Raw genomic sequence first — 19,239 nt, 5'->3', positions numbered from 1 at the left:
ATGATACTATGGATAGTCATTGCATAAATATTGCAGTTTCAGGTTTAAGCTTAAAAGTTTCAGATGAATTAAAAATATTAATCCGCAATCTAATATCAAATCAATATGGTATTAACTGGGTTAATATTTCCAGTAATCATATTGATTTATTAATCATTAACGAAAACTTTTTTGATGCAGATAATATTCAAAATATTCTTCACAAGAAAAAATTTCTTTATTTAAAAGTTACGAAAACAGCTTCAGAAAATAGAAATTCTATTTATGAACACACCTTACATCTACCAGTAGAAAAAACAGAACCTCTATTAGAATGGCTAGAGGACAATTTATTGTCCTCTTTAGATCAGACAAACTTTGCTGTAGTTTCTGATTTATCAAATGAGCCTCCATTCATTGATAATAAATTTATAAGGAATTTGCACAGTTCAGAAAACCCTAGGCTACACATCTTTGATGATAAAGGCACTTTAGCGATTATTGATAATAGAACTCAAATTGCTTGGTTGGAGCCCTCTCGTCAAAAAACACAAACTAATATGAGCTTTAACTTTGCTTTTGCAAAAACATCTGATTTTACTAAGGTTTCTCGTAAAAAAGATTATTATGTACAAGACTGGTTATGGAATCTGATTTGGACTTCAAACAATTTTGAGAATCTAGCCTCGAAGGATAGTTATTTTAAAATTGACTATTGGCCACAGCCCTATCAAAAAGAATATAGAAAAGTGAGCCTACAACTCTCCGCATGCTTTATACAAGGCGCAAAAATTACTGATGTGGCTAAACAGCTTAACTTATCAATCAATGACGTCTTACGCTTCGTTACCGCTTGTTTAATGGCAAATAATGGAAAATTTATTTCTGCAAATAAATGTGCTTACACACCAAATTTTTATTTAGAAAATTCAAATACAGACAATCATTTTTTTAAAAATTTTATAGGGAAAATTAGACGGCGTTTTGGTCTTTAAGGGAAGTTATGATTATACAGCAATATAAAATTGTCTTTGCAGGTAGTATGGGGGCAGGTAAAACAGAAGCGATTAAATCGCTATCTGAAATTCCAATTCTGGAAACAGAAGCATTCAACACTGATGTACAGAGCCACCAGAAAACCCAGACCACTGTAGGTATTGATTATGGTGAAATTACTTTAGATGATGGAATCAAAATCGGACTCTATGGCACCCCGGGACAAAGCCGTTTTGATTTTATATGGTCGGTCATTTGTGAAGGTGCAATCGGTGTTATTTTATTATTAGATCATAATAGCTCTAATCCAATTGCCGAGTTAGAAAGCTATTTAGAAACCTTTAAAAATTATAACGACAATATTGCGATTGGTATTACTCATGTTGACGAAAATAAAGAGTCATCACTTCAACAATATCGTCATTGGATAAAAGCAAATGCACTACCATACCCTCTTTTTTTTATTGATGCACGTGAGCAAGAACAAATTTTAATGATGGTTGAATCATTAATTGCATCACTTGAAGTCAAGGTAGGCTCAACATCTCAAGGGAATGATCATGCTTAGTATCCCAACTCAAAAACGAACCGCTCCAACACAGTTACTACAACTTGCAAAAGCCGAAGCTCATAATATTTTGATGAATACGCGTGGTGTAGATTTTGTCATGATTTGCTCTTCTGATGGTTTTGAATTAGCAACAGTGAGCCACAAGAACCACCATAACACTACTAAGTTAGCAGCCGTAAGTAGCTCAATTTTGGCAATGGTCACTGCATTTTTAAAAGAGATTCAACTGACGGGCTGTAACAACATTACTTTAGATGCAGATAATGGCAAGGCCATTTTAACTGCTATTCCTGCTGTTCATCACCCAATGGTCATGGTTACGCTAAGTAATAAAGAAGTCCTTTTAGGTCAACTACTATATAGCCTAAAAAAAGCAAGTCAGACAATTGCAGAGGCCGATGGAGAATAAATCAGGACTCCTCATTTAAAGTAAAATACCGCTCATATAGAGCGGTATTTTTTACTAGATTTGAATAGTAAATAACATCTGCCGTTTTTTTACTTGCTGCCCTTGCTGACCTAAAACATCATCAACTATTCCATCAACATCCGATTTAATCTGCTGTTGGATTTTCATGGCTTCAAGCACTAATAAAGTTTGGCCTTTTATGACTTGATCACCTTTATTGACCAGAATATTCACCACAGTACCATCCATTGGTGCACGAATTTTACCATCTCCGGCAACATCGGCAGCTTCTGGTGCAGCATAAGTTACATTGCGAATTGCGACATTGCCATTATTTTGATCTAAATAAAGCTGATCATCATTTAATACATATTGCACACGGCGACGTACACCATCAATTAAATAAACTAATTGCTCTGGCATTCTCTCAAGCACTTCAATACAAACTGATTGATCACAGAGCTCTACCGTAAACGTGTTATTTACAGATGAAAGCTGTAATTGAATTTGCTGATCATCATATTTAAGTTTTAATGGTAACGACACGCCAAGACCCGTTTGCCATGCCACAGTTCCTTTTCTTTGGCTAAATAATGCCGCAGCAATAGCTAAGGTTTCTAAAGATAGAACCTGCTTATGCAGACTGCTGTCGTTTTGAAAATGCTGTTGAATGAATGCAGTATTAGTATCCCCTGCAACCACGATTGGATGACGCAGTAAATTGACCAAAAACTGCTTATTACTATTTACACCTAGCAACACACAGTCATCAACTGCACGAGCGAGTAAGCGAATCGCATCCTCACGGGTTTTCCCATATGCAATCACCTTCGCCACCATCGGGTCATAAAATGGGCTAACCTCATCAGTTGCCAACATGCCATGATCAATCCGTACATTTGGCAAAGTTGCTGGCTGCCAACGCAGAACTTGTCCTGTTTGGGGTAAGAAATCTTGCCGTGGATCTTCTGCATACAAACGTACTTCAATAGCATGTCCGTTTAAAGTCAATTCATGTTGTTGCAGTGGTAAGTGCTCACCATTGGCAATACGCAACTGCCATTCAACCAAGTCCAATCCTGTAATAAGCTCAGTCACAGGATGTTCTACCTGTAAGCGGGTATTCATTTCCAAAAAGTAAAATGCACCCGATGCATCAAGTAAAAATTCAACCGTTCCCGCACCGACATAAGCACATGCTTTAGCGGCAGCAACCGCAGCCTCACCCATTTGCTGACGCAGTACGGGAGTCATGACCGGACATGGAGCTTCTTCAACAACCTTTTGATGACGGCGCTGGATTGAACAATCGCGCTCAAACAAATACACATAATTACCATGCGTATCACCAAAAACCTGAATTTCGACATGGCGTGGAGCAATGACTGCTTTTTCTAAAATCAACTCCCCCGAACCAAAAGCATTTTCAGCTTCTGAACGTGCGGTTTGTAATGCCTCAAACAACTCGGATGCTTGCTGTACCAAACGCATGCCACGACCGCCACCACCCGCAGAAGCTTTGACCATAATTGGAAAGCCAATCTGCTCAGCTTGAGTTGCTAAATATTCAAGGTCTTGTCGGTCACCTTCATACCCCGGCACACAAGGAACGCCCGCCTCAATCATGGCGATTTTTGAAAGGCGTTTACTGCCCATTAACTCAATTGCAGAAGCGGTAGGCCCAATAAATGTAATCTGGTTGTCGATACATGCCTGAGCAAAATCAGTATTTTCTGACAAAAAACCATAGCCAGGGTGAACTGCATCAGCACCTGTCTTTTTGCATGCATCTATTATCTTGGTAATTGAAAGATATGACTCAGATACTTTTGAAGCACCAATATAGACAGCTTCATCGGCCTCTTGCACATGGCGAGCATGACGGTCTGCATCGGAATAAACTGCGACAGTTTGATAGCCCATTGCCTTAGCAGTTTGCATGACTCGAACTGCAATTTCACCACGATTGGCAATCAGTACTTTTGAAAATTTCATTATTTTTATCCCTATCGCTTATGATTCATCGGCCCAATTCGGCAACCGTTTCTGGATAAAAGCCATCGTACCTTCTTGTCCCTCGGTACCACCAACTGCTTGAGCAAACTGCTGTGCAGCATCATCTAACAAATCACTCAAAGGCTCATTGAGCGTTCGATGTAACAGTGCTTTAGTCACGCGGGAAGCCTCGGGGGCGGCACGTTTAATGTGTTGAATGGTTTCCTGTAAAGCTTGTTCAAGTTCAATTTCATTATGTGCAATTTGATGAACCACACCGACACTCAGTGCTGTATGTCCTTCAAAACGCATGCCGAGTAAAGCAAGTCGGCGTGCCTGAGTCAGGCCAATACGTTTCACCACAAAAGGAGAAATTTGCGCAGGAATTACACCTAGACCTGTTTCAGGTAAACCAAACTGGGTATTGTCACGACTAATGGCAACATCGGAAACACATGCTAGACCAAATCCCCCACCTAACACCGCACCCTCTAAAATGACCACAACAGTCTGTGGTGCAGCTTCAACTTGCTCAAGCATGGCACCAAAACGGCGGTTAAAGTCAGCATAAGGTTGTAGACTGCCGGCAGTAGTCGCTTCAATTCGTAAAGTAGCCATATCTTTAATGTCACCACCTGCACAAAAAGTAGCGCCTTCACCACGGATGATCACCGCACGAATCGAAAGGTCATCGCGAATGGCAGCAAAAACCTGCTGAATTGCATTGACCATATTCAGGTTCATGGCATTGCGACTCTCTGGTCGATTTAACCAAAGGTATAAAATACTGCCGTCCTGTTCCAATTGAATACTGTCATCTATATCTAAAACTTGTAGAGATGCTGAAAGTGTCATGGTGTATTCCTTATATTTATTTGTGCTTTTTAGGCAGAATATCCATCAACTTACAGATAATTCCCAACATAATCTCATCTGCCCCGCCCCCAATAGACCCTAGGCGGCCATCACGATACAGCTGCGACGCAGGGTTATCCCACATGAAGCCATTGCCGCCCCAGTATTGCAGACAACTATCAGCAACTTCACGAGTTAAACGTCCAGCTTTGAGCTTTGCCATAGACGCCAACATCGTGACATCCTCGCCCGCAATATGCTGTTCGCATGCTTGATAAGTTAATGCTTTTAGTGCTTCCACTTCGGTCATAAGTTCAGCAAAGCGGAAATGGATATATTGGTTATTAATGAGGGGTTGACCAAAAGTAGTACGCTCTTTGGTGTAATTAATTGTTTGCTGAATACAATGCTGCAAGCCGCCAATCGCATTAGCACATGCCCATAAGCGCTCTTCCTGAAATTGCATCATTTGCATCATAAAGCCCATACCTTCGACACCCACCAAGTTACGCTGCGGTACACGTACATTGTCTAAATAAACTTGTGCTGTGGTTGTTGAACGCATCCCTAATTTATTAAGTGGCTCTGAAAAACTAATCCCTTTAGTTTTTGCTGGCACAATAATCATTGACTTATTAACGTGAGGTTTATCATCAGACGTGTTGGCTAAAAGACAAAAGAAGTCGGCCTGCAATGAGTTGGTAATCCACATTTTGCTGCCGTTAATGACATAGTCATCGCCATCTTTTTTTGCAGTTGTTTTAATAGCAGCAACATCCGAACCAGCATGTACTTCTGATACTGCAATGGATGCAACATATTCCCCTGCAATCGCTGGTGTTAAAAACTCATCACGTAATTCTTTACTACCAAAACGTGCCAAAGCAGGTGTTGCCATATCGGTTTGTACACCAATAGCTAAAGGCACCCCGCCACAAGCTGCATAGCCAATTTCTTCTGCAACCACGAGGTTATATGAATAATCTAACGCTAAACCGCCATTTTCTTCTGGCTTGCAGATTCCTAATAAACCAAGATCCCCCATCTTCTTAAATACTTCATGGATTGGGAAACATCCCGCGGCCTCCCATTCTGGAATATGTGGATTCAGCTCATTTTGAACAAATTGACGAGTTGTACGGCGCAATGCTTCATGTTCATTAGTAAATTTCATTGTGTTATTCCTATTAATTTTTTTAATTGCGGTAAAGGTTGATTAAAAACGGGACACACCAAAACGAGTTGGATTTAGCTCTCGTTGCTGTGCTTCATAAATGGTCTGTAAAAGGAAAATTAATAATTTTCGGGTATCTCGCGGATCGATAATGCCATCATCATGTAACATGGCCGTATTAAAAAGTGCGGTAGATTGCTGTTCCAATTTCATCGCTGTACTTTGCTCAAGAAAATCGAGCATTTGCGGATTCGGCTCCTGCCCTGAAGCTTTTTGTTTCCCTTCAGCAACAATACGCAGTACCTTTCCAGCTTGTGCAGCACCCATTACGGCAACATGCGAATTTGGCCAAGCAAAAATAAAATCTGGCGATAAACTCCGACCACACATTGCGTAGTTACCAGCGCCATATGACCCTGCCACAACGATTGAAATTTTAGGTACGGTACAATTGGCAACCGCTTGAATCAGTTTTGAGCCATGTTTAATAATGCCATTTTGCTCGGCATCGGTTCCCACCATAAAACCAGTGGTGTTATGTAAGAATAATAACGGGCGGTTAGTCTGTTCACATAAGTGAATAAACTGAGCTGCCTTCGCCGCCCCTTGAGGTGTAATCGGACCATTATTAGTAATAATACCGATGTGTAATCCGCCAATCTTCGCCCAGCCACACACCGTTAAATCATCATATTCCTGTTTAAATTCTAGAAAATCTGAATCGTCAATAATGCGGGCAACCACTTCTTTCATATCAAATGGTTGTTTAGGATCACTTGGAATCACACCCAATAATTCCTCGGTATCGTAACGAGGTTCTTTATAAGTTACATCAACTGGTTTGATTTGCTCTTTCCAGTTCAGATGTTCAAAAATTTCACGTGCAAGTCGAATACCATCAGCATCATTTTCAGCCAAATATTCTGCGGTTCCAGCAACCTGCGCATGCATTTCCGCCCCACCCAATTCCTCCGCTGTGGCGACTTCACCCGTGGCAGCCAGAAGTAAAGGTGGACCTGCAAGAAGCATCTCTGTTTGTTTGCGTACTACAATGACATAATCCGAAAGACCTGGTTGATAAGCTCCTCCTGCCGTTGCGTTCCCATGTACCACTGCAAGTTGTGGAATACCTGCTGCAGACAAACGTGCCTGATTGGCAAAAGTCATACCACCATAGGTAAATACTTCAGCTGCATAATTTAAGTTAGCGCCGCCACTTTCGGTCAGCGTAATCAGCGGGAGTTTTTGTTCTAAGGCAATTTTTTGCAAACGCAAAGTTTTCTGTACGCCCATAGGAGACATGGTACCGCCTTTAATCGCGCTATTACTTGCAGAGACCAGACAACGCACACCACTGACAAAACCAATGCCAGCAATTACACCACCACCAGCTTCGGAGCCATCCTTGTCATCATGCATGTTGTAGCCAACCAAACCACAAAGCTCAACGAAAGGTGAATCAGCATCAAGCAATAACCGTATACGCTCATGCGGCAGAATCTTGCCCTTTTTATCGAATTTCGGTTTAGCAGCATACGATTTATCAATGCTTTTTTGCTGAATTGCACGGACTTCACTCAGCTGAGCAAGCAGTGCCTCTTTATTCTTTTGATACTGTTCACTACCAACAGTAATTTCGGATTGAAGAATGGTCATTTTTTATTCCTCACTCCGAGCCTGAATTATTGCTTTGCTCGACTTTCTCAGTCTTATCTTTTTTAAAAATTTCAGGAATAAACGCGCGGTGGAAACCATTATAAGATTGACTATTTGTTGCTTCGGCTAGTGGGTACATGCGTGTCCCTTGCGATGCAGCGCCATCTATACGCAAAGTTACACCTGACACAAAAGCCGCAGCATCGGATAGTAAATAACAAATTGCCGATGAGACTTCCGACTCAGTTCCCATACGTTTTAACGGTACATTGCCAGCAAGATTTGGAATAATTACTTTGGCAAAATCACCGCTATAATTATCCATACCGGATGACACAATCCACCCTGGTGCAACCGCATTTACACGAACACCAGATTTGCCCCACTCAACCGATGCTGTTTTAGTTAAGTTATCAACCCCTGAACGCGCAGCACCAGAATGTCCCATTCCCGGCATACCACCCCACATATCAGCAGTCATATTGACAATACTGCCACCATGTTTAGCCATCCATTGGTTATAAGCTTCACGCATTAGATAGAAAGTTGCGTGTAAATTATTACGCACGACTGCATCGAAACCATTCGCCGAAATATTCTCTAAAGCTGACGGAAACTGGCCGCCCGCATTATTCACCAAACCATCGAGTTTGCCGAATTTCTCAATCACTTCGGCAATCATATTTTTCACTTGTTCTTCTTCACGGTTATCACAAACAATGAAATGAACTAAACCACCATCTTCTATTATTTCTTGGCTTACTTTCTCTAATTTTTCAATTTTGCGTCCTGTAATCACTACTTGAGCGCCAAGGGCTGCAAGCTCATGTGCAGTACAACGGCCAATTCCTGAGCCACCACCTGTCACAATAATGACTTTATTGGCGAAAGCATCTGGTCTAAATATTGATTGATAACTCATCTTTGTTTCATCCATTCATTTTATTTTTCTAAAAGATGTGCCGGAACTTTAACAGGCATATCCAATAACTGTTGGGCAAAGGCTTTACCTTGCGGATCAATACGTAAGCTGGCAACACCACCACCGCCTAAGGCATTCTCCAACATAAAATTCAGTGCATTTAAACCCGGTAACTCATAACGAATTACTCGCCCTTTCTCAGCATCCAAGACATGTTGCATATAGCTTGCAACAGACTGTTCAGTTAGTGCTGCACGAATCCATGGTAAATAGTCTGCTTTACGTGCAATCACGCCAATATTGCTATGATTGCCTTTATCACCACTGCGGGCATGCGCAATTTCAATCAAAGGAACTTCAATTTCATCTCCTTGATAAACTGCATTTTCACCTGCCGTTAATGTAAGCAATTGCTCTGTAGAATCCCCTTGTGGAATCTCAACTGGGTAACGTTTGCCTTCAAAATCAATTTCAATATTCAATTGATTTTTATCAATTAAAAATGAAAATAACTTAATCACTGGAGATGCTTTTGGTCGACCTCCAACAATTCCTGCCAAGGCTGGAGCCATACCTGTTGAAGCTTGTGCAATTTCAGATGCAAAGAACATACATGCTTCTTTAAACATGTGTTTTACAGCTATTTTAACTACCACTTCACGACTATTTAATGTTTGGGCATGGTCGCCATAGGTACTTTCAATACCTAAAATTTCAACAGACTTTTCACTAAATGGCGGCACTGAGCGCATTGCTAAAACACGTTCGCACTTAGTCAAAATCGCATCAGCAATGACTTGTGCTTTTTGTGGTGCCTCACGTCCTGCAATGAGGAAACTCACTAAAACCCGATAACCATCAGGATAGGTCGCGCTGACTTTATATTGTGTAGTTGGTGCTTGTCCTTTTGCACCCGTCACACGAACTCGGTGCTCCCCGACTTGCTCTAAATGCACGTGGCTGAAATCAGCAATGACATCGGGTAGTAAATATGCTTGAGGATTGCCTATTTCATAAACAATTTGCTCTGCAACAGTAGCAGTAGAAACCAGACCACCCGTACCTTGAGGCTTAGTTACAACAAATGAGCCATCTTCACTCACTTCAACCACTGGAAAGCCCATGTTGTCGAAGCCCTGTACCAATTGCCAATCGGTAAAATTACCACCCGTACATTGGGCTCCACATTCAATCACATGACCTGCCAACGAACCTTGCGCCAATTTGTCATAGTCATCTAAAGGCCACTGATATTCATGAAGTAAGGGTGCAAGTACCACAGCAGAGTCAACTACACGACCCGTAATCACAATATCTGCACCTAAGTCTAAGGCGTCACGAATAGCAACCGCGCCTAAATAAGCATTACTGCTTGCCACCTGTTCTGGCAACGCTTCTCCGCTAAACATTTCTTGAATATTCTGTGATTTTAGCTGCTCATGTTTTGGCAAAAGATCATCACCTAACACCACAGCCACTTTCAGATCTAGACCATACTCTTTAATAATTTTTTGCAAGGCATCCCGACAAGCCAATGGATTAACACCACCCGCATTACTAATCACTTTAATCTTTTTTTCAGCAATTTTTTTTAGTAAAGGTGCCATGACTCGGCTGACAAAATCTAAAGCATAACCATGTTTCGGTTCTACCATCTTCGCTTTTGCCATAATCGACATGGTAATTTCGGACAAATAATCAAAAACCAAATAATTAATATCGGTCAAATGCACTAACTGAAAAGCGGCAGTATTGGTATCTCCCCAAAACCCAGAGGCACACCCTATTTTTACGACTCGATGATCATCCTGCTGATTATTTGCCATTCTATTTCTCATTATTTTGTCTAAAAATCAGCCTCAACATTACCAAGCAAGCGCTTGGTTTGTAAAGCGCAAAATGTTATTGTGATGTTGACCAAATCTTCCAAATTCGGCAAATAATCTGAAATGCGATGAAATTTAGTGAAAATTTCCACTATAGACTTTTAGATAAAGGAACAAACTGAGCACATGATTGCCACCTCAATTGAACAGATTCCAAATATCCCCTGCTTTGATGACAGTCCACGTGGCCGTTTATTGCACGGTGCAGCCTATCTTTTTCATAAGCAAGGCTATGATAAAACCACTGTTCGTGAACTTGCTCAGTTTATTGGAATCCAATCGGGAAGCTTATTTCATCATTTCAAAAGTAAAGATGATATCCTCGCTCATGTGATGGAACAGACCATTATTTATAATCTTGCCCGTTTAAATGATGCAGCAACTCAATATACAGACCCAGAACAACAATTACGTGCTCTTATTAAAGCCGAACTGATCTCAATTACTGGAGATACTGGTGCAGCCATGGCTGTGTTGGTGTACGAATGGTTCGCTCTATCAAAAGAAAAGCAAGATTATCTTTTAAAAATGCGTAATGAATATGAACAAATCTGGCTCGACGTTATAGAAAAGTTATGCACGCAAGGTAAAGTCAAACACGATGCTTTTATTTGGCGACGCTTAATTGGCGGTGCAATTTCATGGACTGTAACTTGGTATAAATCTGAGGGTAAAGTCAAAATTGATGAGTTAACCGAAATGGTCTGGGAAATGGCTTTGAAATAAAAAAGGTGGCTCAAAGTCCACCTTATAAGAATTAATAACCAAACTGTTTACTAATCAAATCTTTCATAATTTCTTCAGCACCACCGCCAATCATATTGACCTTCACTTCACGGTAAATACGTTCTGACTTGGTACCTCGCATAAAGCCCATACCACCTAATGTTTGTACAGCCGCATCAGCACAAAATTGCATAGTGCGAGTCGCAACATTTTTAAGCATTGAAATTTGCGCCACCAACTCAGGTCCTTGTAACTTCGGCTGAGTCATTTTCCATGCTGTTTCTTCAAGTAATGCCCGCGTTGAGGTCAGTTGGGTTGCCATATCTACCAATTTATGGCGTACTACTTGATGATCTATTAATCGCTTACCAAAAGTTTTACGTTGCTGTGCCCACTCTAAAGCTTCTTCATAACAGACTAATGCATACCCATAAGCGACTACTCCCAAGAAAAACCGCTCCATATTAAAGTTATTCATAATAACTTTAAAACCAGCGTTTTCTTTACCGAGCAGATTTGATGCAGGTACTCGTACTTGATCAAAATGCAAATGTGCCGTATCTGAAGCCCACCATCCCATTTTTTTCAAAGGTGTTTTAGTAATTCCTTCACTGTGAGCATCAACGAGCAACATTGAAATGCCTTCTGCACCTGTTTTAGTTGGGTCTGTACGCACCGCAACTGTATAGTAATCTGCACGAATCCCTGACGTGATAAATGTCTTCTCACCCGAGACAATGTAGTAATTACCATCACGAACAGCTTTAGTTTGTAATGTAGCCACATCAGAACCACCGCCCGGTTCTGTAATCGCCAATGCTGAAATCTTTTCACCAGAAATAATCTCTGGTAAAACTCTTGACTTTAGTTCTTCACTTCCAAAATGCTGAACCGGTGGCGCTCCAATGGTATGGACCATAAGTGAAATATGCACCCCACCTGAACCAGCTTTTGCCATTTCTACACCAGCCAGTAATGAATAAAATGGATCTGCATCAGGAATACCGCCATATTCCTCAGAAAAACCTAAACCTAATAGACCAATTTCAGCAGCCTTCTTATATAGCTCTCTTGGGAATGTCTCAGCCTCATCCCATTCATTAACGAAAGGAGCTATTTCTTTTTGTACAAATCGACGAACATTATCAGCAAAAGCAATATGTTGTTCATTATAGTAAATTGGGTTTGGTTGCATTTCTACAGATGTCCTGATGTTTTTATTTAATTCCAGAACATATCTTGTCATGTTTGCCATCAATCAAAAGTTGCAAGAATCTCCATTTTCTTGGCATAAAACATCAAAGCTTCTTCTGTTTATTCAAATACAATGCAATGCCTATACTTTTAAGCAACAACGAAAACCACGAGCAGCATAATAAGACTGCGCTCCATTATGATAAATAAAGACACGACCATATCGACGATCAGCAAAAAGTGCTCCATCTAGTTTACGAATCTCATTTGGGGTTTTGAGCCAACTTGATGTTTTAAGGTCAAACTCTTCGATTTCTTGTAATTGGTAATATTGCTTTTCTGTTAAAAGTTCAACACCCATTTCCTTAGCTATATCTATTGCGCTATTTTTAGGAGGATGATCTTTTCTAGATTCTAGAGCCTCACGATCATAGCAAAGGCTTCTACGACCTTTAGGTGTCTCAAGAGAGCAATCTACAAATAAATATTCGTCTTTCTGCTGATCATAAGCAATAACATCAGGCTCCCCTCCTGTATTTTCCATTTCCAGCAATGACCAAAGTTTATCAGGAACCTTAATTAGTTTATTTTGCACATCCGACCACTCTATTTCTGTATGACGATGTGTATTTTTTTCAAATCTATTCTTTAATAATTCAAGGAGTAACTCTATTTGCTTTTGAGTTAGCTGTTTTTTATCTACCATTAAATAAGTCCTTATATTTATTAAATTGAACGGCCATCAAAATAATTTATTTTATTTAATATCAATGGCTTCTCCGCCTAGTACACTAATTGCAGAGATAGAACTAAATCCAATACCTCTACATTAGGTTCCATAATTAAGATAATCAATAATCGTTTACTATATATTTAATTCCAAAAGTGTCCACAACGCTTACATCTATTACCATTTCTAAAAGAAAATAAAGGTAGGCCCAAAAACATAAACGCTAAAAAGGCAGATTTTTTTCCTTTATTATTAACTTCTATATCCAAGCTTCCACACTCAGGGCAACATTCTTTACTCTCCCCAAACTTTTGTTCAAGCTCATCACTAAAGTCTTTTTCAAGAAATGACTTCGCTTCATCAACATAGTTTTCTGGAACTAATAAACGAACCCCACCTAAAGCATTAGAATAAAACCAATCCATATTAATTGTATGCTCATTTTCAATATAAACAGGAATTCCAAATGCTTCTAGTTGAGTCTTTGCAATTTGTGCCTCATAAGGAAATGAGAAAGTTTTAATTACGATCCATTGCATATTAAATTTCTAATTAGGTAAATAATTTTAGAGTAGCTTTATTTCTTTATAATTTGAATCAATTTCAGTATCTAAAGAATTGAGGATACAAATTCCGCGCATAAAAAAACACCCCCATTCATTAGAACGGGGGTGTTTAGAATAATGAGCTGGCGATGACTTACTCTCACATGGGTAACCCCACACTACCATCAGCGCTAAGAGGTTTCACTTCTGAGTTCGGGAAGGGATCAGGTGGTTCACTCTTGCTATGGTCGCCAGCACAACTGGTATGGATACTTGCTTCGTTTTATTCACTGTGTGATACGTTGCGTTTTCCAAATCTTTACAGATGGGCTGATTGGTCTGATTTTTCGTTGTTCATTTTAGCTAAGTGTTTAACTAAATCAAGTTGCTTTGCATGTTTATGAATCGATTGATGCTTTATATACAACTGCTTGGGTGTTGTATAGTCAAGCCTCACGAGCAATTAGTATTGGTCAGCTTCACATATCACTATGCTTCCACATCCAACCTATCAACGTCCTAGTCTCGAACGGCTCTTTAGAGGAATAAATTCCTAGGGAAATCTTATCTTGAGGTAGGCTTCCCGCTTAGATGCTTTCAGCGGTTATCCCTTCCGAACATAGCTACCCGGCGATGCGACTGGCGTCACAACCGGTACACCAGAGGTTCGTCCACTCTGGTCCTCTCGTACTAGGAGCAGATCCTCTCAAATTTCCAGCGCCCACGGTAGATAGGGACCGAACTGTCTCACGACGTTCTAAACCCAGCTCGCGTACCTCTTTAAATGGCGAACAGCCATACCCTTGGGACCTGCTTCAGCCCCAGGATGAGATGAGCCGACATCGAGGTGCCAAACACCGCCGTCGATATGAACTCTTGGGCGGTATCAGCCTGTTATCCCCAGAGTACCTTTTATCCGTTGAGCGATGGCCCTTCCATACAGAACCACCGGATCACTAAGACCTACTTTCGTACCTGCTCGACTTGTGGGTCTCGCAGTTAAGCGCGCTTTTGCCTTTATACTCTACGCGTGATTTCCGACCACGCTGAGCGCACCTTCGTACTCCTCCGTTACTCTTTAGGAGGAGACCGCCCCAGTCAAACTACCCACCAGACACGGTCCTCGTCCCGGATAACGGGACAGAGTTAGAACCTCAACATTACCAGGGTGGTATTTCAAGGACGGCTCCATTGGAACTAGCGTTCCAACTTCAAAGCCTCCCACCTATCCTACACAAGTAAGGTCAAAGTTCAGTGTCAAGCTGCAGTAAAGGTTCACGGGGTCTTTCCGTCTAGCCGCGGGTACACTGCATCTTCACAGCGATTTCGATTTCACTGAGCCTCTGCTGGAGACAGCGCCGCCATCATTATGCCATTCGTGCAGGTCGGAACTTACCCGACAAGGAATTTCGCTACCTTAGGACCGTTATAGTTACGGCCGCCGTTTACTGGGGCTTCGATCAAGAGCTTCGCTTACGCTAACCCCATCAATTAACCTTCCAGCACCGGGCAGGCATCACACCCTATACGTCCACTTTCGTGTTTGCAGAGTGCTATGTTTTTAATAAACAGTTGCAGCGGCCTGGTTTCTGCGGCTGTCGTCAGCTCAGGAAGCAAGTTCCATCACCAACAACAGCGTACCTTCTCCCGAAGTTACGGTACCATTTTGCCTAGTTCCTTCAGCAGAGTTCTCTCAAGCGCCTTGGTCTACTCGACCTGACCACCTGTGTCGGTTTCGGGTACGATTCCTGTGTAACTGAAGCTTAGAGACTTTTCCTGGAAGCATGGTATCAGCCACTTCACTGTACAAGTACAGCTTGCTATCGGATCTCAGTATAGAGTACCCCGGATTTGCCTAAGATACATACCTACATCCTTCCACCTGGACAACCAACGCCAGGCTGACTTAACCTTCTCCGTCCTCTCATCGCATTACACAGAAGTATTGGAATATTAACCAATTTCCCATCGACTACGCCTTTCGGCCTCGCCTTAGGGGTCGACTCACCCAGCCCCGATTAACGTTGGACTGGAACCCTTGGTCTTTCGGCGAACGGGTTTTTCACCCGTTTTGTCGTTACTCACGTCAGCATTCGCACTTCTGATACCTCCAGCATACTTCTCAATACACCTTCATCGGCTTACAGAACGCTCCCCTACCACTTGACTAATGTCAAATCCGCAGCTTCGGCACATAGTTTTAGCCCCGTTACATCTTCCGCGCAGGCCGACTCGACTAGTGAGCTATTACGCTTTCTTTAAAGGGTGGCTGCTTCTAAGCCAACCTCCTAGCTGTCTATGCCTTCCCACATCGTTTCCCACTTAACTATGATTTTGGGGCCTTAGCTGGCGGTCTGGATTGTTTTCCTCTTGACTACGGACGTTAGCACCCGCAGTCTGTCTCCCGGATAGTACTCATAGGTATTCGGAGTTTGCATCGGTTTGGTAAGTCGGGATGACCCCCTAGCCGAAACAGTGCTCTACCCCCTATGGTATTCGTCCGAGGCGCTACCTAAATAGCTTTCGGGGAGAACCAGCTATCACCAGGCTTGATTAGCCTTTCACCCCTATCCACAAGTCATCCCCTGGCTTTTCAACGACAGTGGGTTCGGTCCTCCAGTTAGTGTTACCCAACCTTCAACCTGCTCATGGATAGATCGCCTGGTTTCGGGTCTATACCCAGCAACTAAACGCCCTATTAAGACTCGATTTCTCTACGGCTCCCCTATACGGTTAACCTCGCTACTGAATATAAGTCGCTGACCCATTATACAAAAGGTACGCAGTCACACCACGAAGGTGCTCCCACTGCTTGTATGCATGCGGTTTCAGGATCTATTTCACTCCCCTCACAGGGGTTCTTTTCGCCTTTCCCTCACGGTACTGGTTCACTATCGGTCAGTCAGGAGTATTTAGCCTTGGAGGATGGTCCCCCCATATTCAGACAAGGTTTCACGTGCCTCGCCCTACTCGTCATCATTATGTGTGCCCTTTCGTGTACGGGAATATCCCCCTCTACGTTCGCACTTCCCAGAGCGTTCCACTAAAACACACATAACTTAATGGGCTGATCCCCGTTCGCTCGCCGCTACTGAGGGAATCTCAATTGATTTCTTTTCCTAAGGGTACTGAGATGTTTCACTTCCCCTCGTTCGCCTTGCAACACTATGTATTCATGTTGCAATACCTACCTTAAAGTAGGTGGGTTCCCCCATTCAGAAATCTCCGGATCAAAGGATATTTGCCGCCTCCCCGGAGCTTTTCGCAGGCTATCACGTCTTTCATCGCCTCTGACTGCCAAGGCATCCACCACATGCACTTAATTACTTGACTATACAACCCCAAACAGTCGTCAACACCTACAAGTGAGTGTTGTCCGTGCGATTCTTCATCGCTACTATCTGTTGTCTGTGTACTTAAACACTGTACAGCTTCAATCTAAATTCATATACCAAAACGCTTGATTCAGTTAATTTGCTAGTTCTCAATTCATCTAGATTAATTGCTTAATCCAAACTCTTGAGTGAACAATTTATTTCAGACTCAATTTTGCCAATCTGTTAATGAATAAACACGCCTTCGTCAGGTCATGCTTAATACCGTGATACTTAAATCACAGAAGTTAATAAACCAAGATCTAAATCTCTATTTACTAATTTCTGTAATCCGAACTTCTCTTAAGTTCTGGTGGAGACTAGGAGAGTCGAACTCCTGACCTCCTGCGTGCAAAGCAGGCGCTCTACCAACTAAGCTAAGTCCCCAGCTTACATCATCAGTCATGTATCTTTTATCTATAACTTCAACCAGTCAAAGTCATGGTGGGTCTGACAAGACTTGAACTTGTGACCCCACGCTTATCAAGCGTGTGCTCTAACCAACTGAGCTACAGACCCTCAGATACATCTATGAAGAACAACTTGTTGTGGATTCTTACCAATCGTCAATCTTTCGTTAAGGAGGTGATCCAGCCGCAGGTTCCCCTACGGCTACCTTGTTACGACTTCACCCCAGTCATCGGCCACACCGTGGTAACCGCCCTCTTTGCAGTTAGGCTAGCTACTTCTGGTGCAACAAACTCCCATGGTGTGACGGGCGGTGTGTACAAGGCCCGGGAACGTATTCACCGCGGCATTCTGATCCGCGATTACTAGCGATTCCGACTTCATGGAGTCGAGTTGCAGACTCCAATCCGGACTACGATCGGCTTTTTGAGATTAGCATCCTATCGCTAGGTAGCAACCCTTTGTACCGACCATTGTAGCACGTGTGTAGCCCTGGCCGTAAGGGCCATGATGACTTGACGTCGTCCCCGCCTTCCTCCAGTTTGTCACTGGCAGTATCCTTAAAGTTCCCGACATTACTCGCTGGCAAATAAGGAAAAGGGTTGCGCTCGTTGCGGGACTTAACCCAACATCTCACGACACGATCTGACGACAGCCATGCAGCACCTGTATGTAAGTTCCCGAAGGCACCAATCCATCTCTGGAAAGTTCTTACTATGTCAAGGCCAGGTAAGGTTCTTCGCGTTGCATCGAATTAAACCACATGCTCCACCGCTTGTGCGGGCCCCCGTCAATTCATTTGAGTTTTAGTCTTGCGACCGTACTCCCCAGGCGGTCTACTTATCGCGTTAGCTGCGCCACTAAAGCCTCAAAGGCCCCAACGGCTAGTAGACATCGTTTACGGCATGGACTACCAGGGTATCTAATCCTGTTTGCTCCCCATGCTTTCGCACCTCAGCGTCAGTGTTAGGCCAGATGGCTGCCTTCGCCATCGGTATTCCTCCAGATCTCTACGCATTTCACCGCTACACCTGGAATTCTACCATCCTCTCCCACACTCTAGCTAACCAGTATCGAATGCAATTCCCAAGTTAAGCTCGGGGATTTCACATTTGACTTAATTAGCCGCCTACGCGCGCTTTACGCCCAGTAAATCCGATTAACGCTTGCACCCTCTGTATTACCGCGGCTGCTGGCACAGAGTTAGCCGGTGCTTATTCTGCGAGTAACGTCCACTATCTCTAGGTATTAACTAAAGTAGCCTCCTCCTCGCTTAAAGTGCTTTACAACCATAAGGCCTTCTTCACACACGCGGCATGGCTGGATCAGGCTTGCGCCCATTGTCCAATATTCCCCACTGCTGCCTCCCGTAGGAGTCTGGGCCGTGTCTCAGTCCCAGTGTGGCGGATCATCCTCTCAGACCCGCTACAGATCGTCGCCTTGGTAGGCCTTTACCCCACCAACTAGCTAATCCGACTTAGGCTCATCTATTAGCGCAAGGTCCGAAGATCCCCTGCTTTCTCCCGTAGGACGTATGCGGTATTAGCATTCCTTTCGAAATGTTGTCCCCCACTAATAGGCAGATTCCTAAGCATTACTCCCCCGTCCGCCGCTAAGATCAGTAGCAAGCTACCTCTCTCCGCTCGACTTGCATGTGTTAAGCCTGCCGCCAGCGTTCAATCTGAGCCATGATCAAACTCTTCAGTTAAAATCATTTTGCACCTTATTAAAGACAAGGTGCCAATTCTGGCTCATCAATTACTGACTTAAATTTCGCTCAAATAAACTTCGAGTAATTTAAACCAATCAATCAATGAAA

At 42.6% G+C, this 19,239-nt stretch carries 13 protein-coding genes, 2 tRNA genes and 3 rRNA genes; 4 read left to right on the top strand and 14 right to left on the bottom strand.

Annotation, left to right across the window (positions count from 1 at the left end; all coding sequences use genetic code 11):
* Positions 1–8 precede the first annotated feature (8 nt).
* From F928_RS10370 to F928_RS10360, 3 genes are read left to right on the top strand one after another with little or no spacing between them, the layout of a single operon-like run.
* Positions 9–974 (top strand): hypothetical protein, encoded by a 966-nt coding sequence (locus F928_RS10370; protein ID WP_005074839.1) that lies wholly within the window; start codon positions 9–11, stop codon positions 972–974.
* Positions 975–982: 8 nt separating this feature from the next.
* Positions 983–1,543: a GTP-binding protein gene (locus F928_RS10365; protein ID WP_005065256.1), complete on the top strand. Its 561-nt coding sequence runs from the start codon at positions 983–985 to the stop codon at positions 1,541–1,543.
* Positions 1,536–1,955 (top strand): roadblock/LC7 domain-containing protein, encoded by a 420-nt coding sequence (locus F928_RS10360; RefSeq protein ID WP_002117819.1) that lies wholly within the window; start codon positions 1,536–1,538, stop codon positions 1,953–1,955. Before F928_RS10365 ends, F928_RS10360 begins: the two co-directional genes overlap by 8 nt.
* A 54-nt stretch (positions 1,956–2,009) precedes the next feature.
* Here F928_RS10360 and F928_RS10355 read toward each other — a convergent pair whose 3' ends face one another.
* The 6 genes from F928_RS10355 to F928_RS10330 are packed head-to-tail and all read right to left on the bottom strand — an operon-like array spanning position 2,010 to position 10,383.
* Positions 2,010–3,950, bottom strand: coding sequence for an acetyl/propionyl/methylcrotonyl-CoA carboxylase subunit alpha (locus tag F928_RS10355; protein ID WP_002117868.1), 1,941 nt, complete (start codon positions 3,948–3,950; stop codon positions 2,010–2,012).
* An 18-nt stretch (positions 3,951–3,968) separates the two neighbouring features.
* On the bottom strand, positions 3,969–4,805 hold the full coding sequence (locus F928_RS10350) for an enoyl-CoA hydratase/isomerase family protein (RefSeq protein WP_002117864.1): 837 nt from the start codon (positions 4,803–4,805) through the stop codon (positions 3,969–3,971).
* Positions 4,806–4,821: 16 nt separating this feature from the next.
* Complete coding sequence (locus F928_RS10345; protein WP_002117851.1) at positions 4,822–5,979, bottom strand: acyl-CoA dehydrogenase family protein; 1,158 nt, start codon at positions 5,977–5,979, stop codon at positions 4,822–4,824.
* A 42-nt stretch (positions 5,980–6,021) separates the two neighbouring features.
* Positions 6,022–7,635: an acyl-CoA carboxylase subunit beta gene (locus F928_RS10340; protein ID WP_005074836.1), complete on the bottom strand. Its 1,614-nt coding sequence runs from the start codon at positions 7,633–7,635 to the stop codon at positions 6,022–6,024.
* Positions 7,636–7,645: 10 nt separating this feature from the next.
* On the bottom strand, positions 7,646–8,557 hold the full coding sequence (gene pecR / locus F928_RS10335; protein ID WP_000121937.1) for an SDR family oxidoreductase: 912 nt from the start codon (positions 8,555–8,557) through the stop codon (positions 7,646–7,648).
* Between the two features lie 20 nt (positions 8,558–8,577).
* Entirely contained in the window at positions 8,578–10,383 is a 1,806-nt protein-coding gene (locus tag F928_RS10330; RefSeq protein WP_000002860.1) for an acyclic terpene utilization AtuA family protein, read from the bottom strand.
* Positions 10,384–10,569: 186 nt separating this feature from the next.
* On the opposite strand from F928_RS10330, the gene F928_RS10325 reads away from it, so the two are divergent.
* Complete coding sequence (locus F928_RS10325) at positions 10,570–11,169, top strand: TetR/AcrR family transcriptional regulator (protein ID WP_005074833.1); 600 nt, start codon at positions 10,570–10,572, stop codon at positions 11,167–11,169.
* Positions 11,170–11,200: 31 nt separating this feature from the next.
* Here F928_RS10325 and F928_RS10320 read toward each other — a convergent pair whose 3' ends face one another.
* The 8 genes from F928_RS10320 to F928_RS10285 form a co-directional block, all read right to left on the bottom strand.
* Entirely contained in the window at positions 11,201–12,364 is a 1,164-nt protein-coding gene (locus F928_RS10320; protein WP_005074825.1) for an acyl-CoA dehydrogenase family protein, read from the bottom strand.
* Positions 12,365–12,505: 141 nt separating this feature from the next.
* The gene (locus F928_RS10315; RefSeq protein WP_002117862.1) at positions 12,506–13,069 is read right to left on the bottom strand and encodes a DUF4256 domain-containing protein; all 564 of its coding nucleotides are present in this window, start codon (positions 13,067–13,069) and stop codon (positions 12,506–12,508) included.
* 167 nt (positions 13,070–13,236) lie between these two features.
* Positions 13,237–13,632 (bottom strand): putative signal transducing protein, encoded by a 396-nt coding sequence (locus tag F928_RS10310; RefSeq protein ID WP_002117882.1) that lies wholly within the window; start codon positions 13,630–13,632, stop codon positions 13,237–13,239.
* Positions 13,633–13,779: 147 nt separating this feature from the next.
* Positions 13,780–13,894, bottom strand: a 5S ribosomal RNA gene (rrf, locus tag F928_RS10305).
* A 186-nt stretch (positions 13,895–14,080) separates the two neighbouring features.
* Positions 14,081–16,971, bottom strand: a 23S ribosomal RNA gene (locus tag F928_RS10300).
* 352 nt (positions 16,972–17,323) lie between these two features.
* Positions 17,324–17,399, bottom strand: a tRNA-Ala gene (locus F928_RS10295).
* A gap of 55 nt (positions 17,400–17,454) precedes the next feature.
* Positions 17,455–17,531 (bottom strand) — tRNA-Ile (locus F928_RS10290).
* A gap of 59 nt (positions 17,532–17,590) precedes the next feature.
* Positions 17,591–19,128: ribosomal RNA gene (locus tag F928_RS10285) — 16S ribosomal RNA — on the bottom strand.
* Together the 16S, 23S and 5S rRNA genes with 2 tRNA genes alongside form the textbook arrangement of a ribosomal RNA operon.
* Positions 19,129–19,239: the final 111 nt, after the last annotated feature.

This window comes from Acinetobacter pittii ATCC 19004 = CIP 70.29 (assembly GCF_000369045.1).
GTDB lineage: Bacteria > Pseudomonadota > Gammaproteobacteria > Pseudomonadales > Moraxellaceae > Acinetobacter > Acinetobacter pittii.
Note: the sequence above shows the minus strand (reverse complement) of the source record. Positions and strands in the feature narration are given on the sequence as shown.

What these genes read in the sequence shown, in the direction of transcription:
- F928_RS10315 (WP_002117862.1), bottom strand. Translation starts at nt 13,069, where the DNA reads ATGGTAGATAAAAAACAGCTAACTCAAAAGCAAATAGAGTTACTCCTT.
- pecR (WP_000121937.1), bottom strand. Translation starts at nt 8,557, where the DNA reads ATGAGTTATCAATCAATATTTAGACCAGATGCTTTCGCCAATAAAGTC.
- F928_RS10340 (WP_005074836.1), bottom strand. Translation starts at nt 7,635, where the DNA reads ATGACCATTCTTCAATCCGAAATTACTGTTGGTAGTGAACAGTATCAA.
- F928_RS10345 (WP_002117851.1), bottom strand. Translation starts at nt 5,979, where the DNA reads ATGAAATTTACTAATGAACATGAAGCATTGCGCCGTACAACTCGTCAA.
- F928_RS10350 (WP_002117864.1), bottom strand. Translation starts at nt 4,805, where the DNA reads ATGACACTTTCAGCATCTCTACAAGTTTTAGATATAGATGACAGTATT.
- F928_RS10370 (WP_005074839.1), top strand. Translation starts at nt 9, where the DNA reads ATGGATAGTCATTGCATAAATATTGCAGTTTCAGGTTTAAGCTTAAAA.
- F928_RS10330 (WP_000002860.1), bottom strand. Translation starts at nt 10,383, where the DNA reads ATGGCAAATAATCAGCAGGATGATCATCGAGTCGTAAAAATAGGGTGT.
- F928_RS10310 (WP_002117882.1), bottom strand. Translation starts at nt 13,632, where the DNA reads ATGCAATGGATCGTAATTAAAACTTTCTCATTTCCTTATGAGGCACAA.
- F928_RS10355 (WP_002117868.1), bottom strand. Translation starts at nt 3,950, where the DNA reads ATGAAATTTTCAAAAGTACTGATTGCCAATCGTGGTGAAATTGCAGTT.
- F928_RS10365 (WP_005065256.1), top strand. Translation starts at nt 983, where the DNA reads ATGATTATACAGCAATATAAAATTGTCTTTGCAGGTAGTATGGGGGCA.
- F928_RS10360 (WP_002117819.1), top strand. Translation starts at nt 1,536, where the DNA reads ATGCTTAGTATCCCAACTCAAAAACGAACCGCTCCAACACAGTTACTA.
- F928_RS10325 (WP_005074833.1), top strand. Translation starts at nt 10,570, where the DNA reads ATGATTGCCACCTCAATTGAACAGATTCCAAATATCCCCTGCTTTGAT.
- F928_RS10320 (WP_005074825.1), bottom strand. Translation starts at nt 12,364, where the DNA reads ATGCAACCAAACCCAATTTACTATAATGAACAACATATTGCTTTTGCT.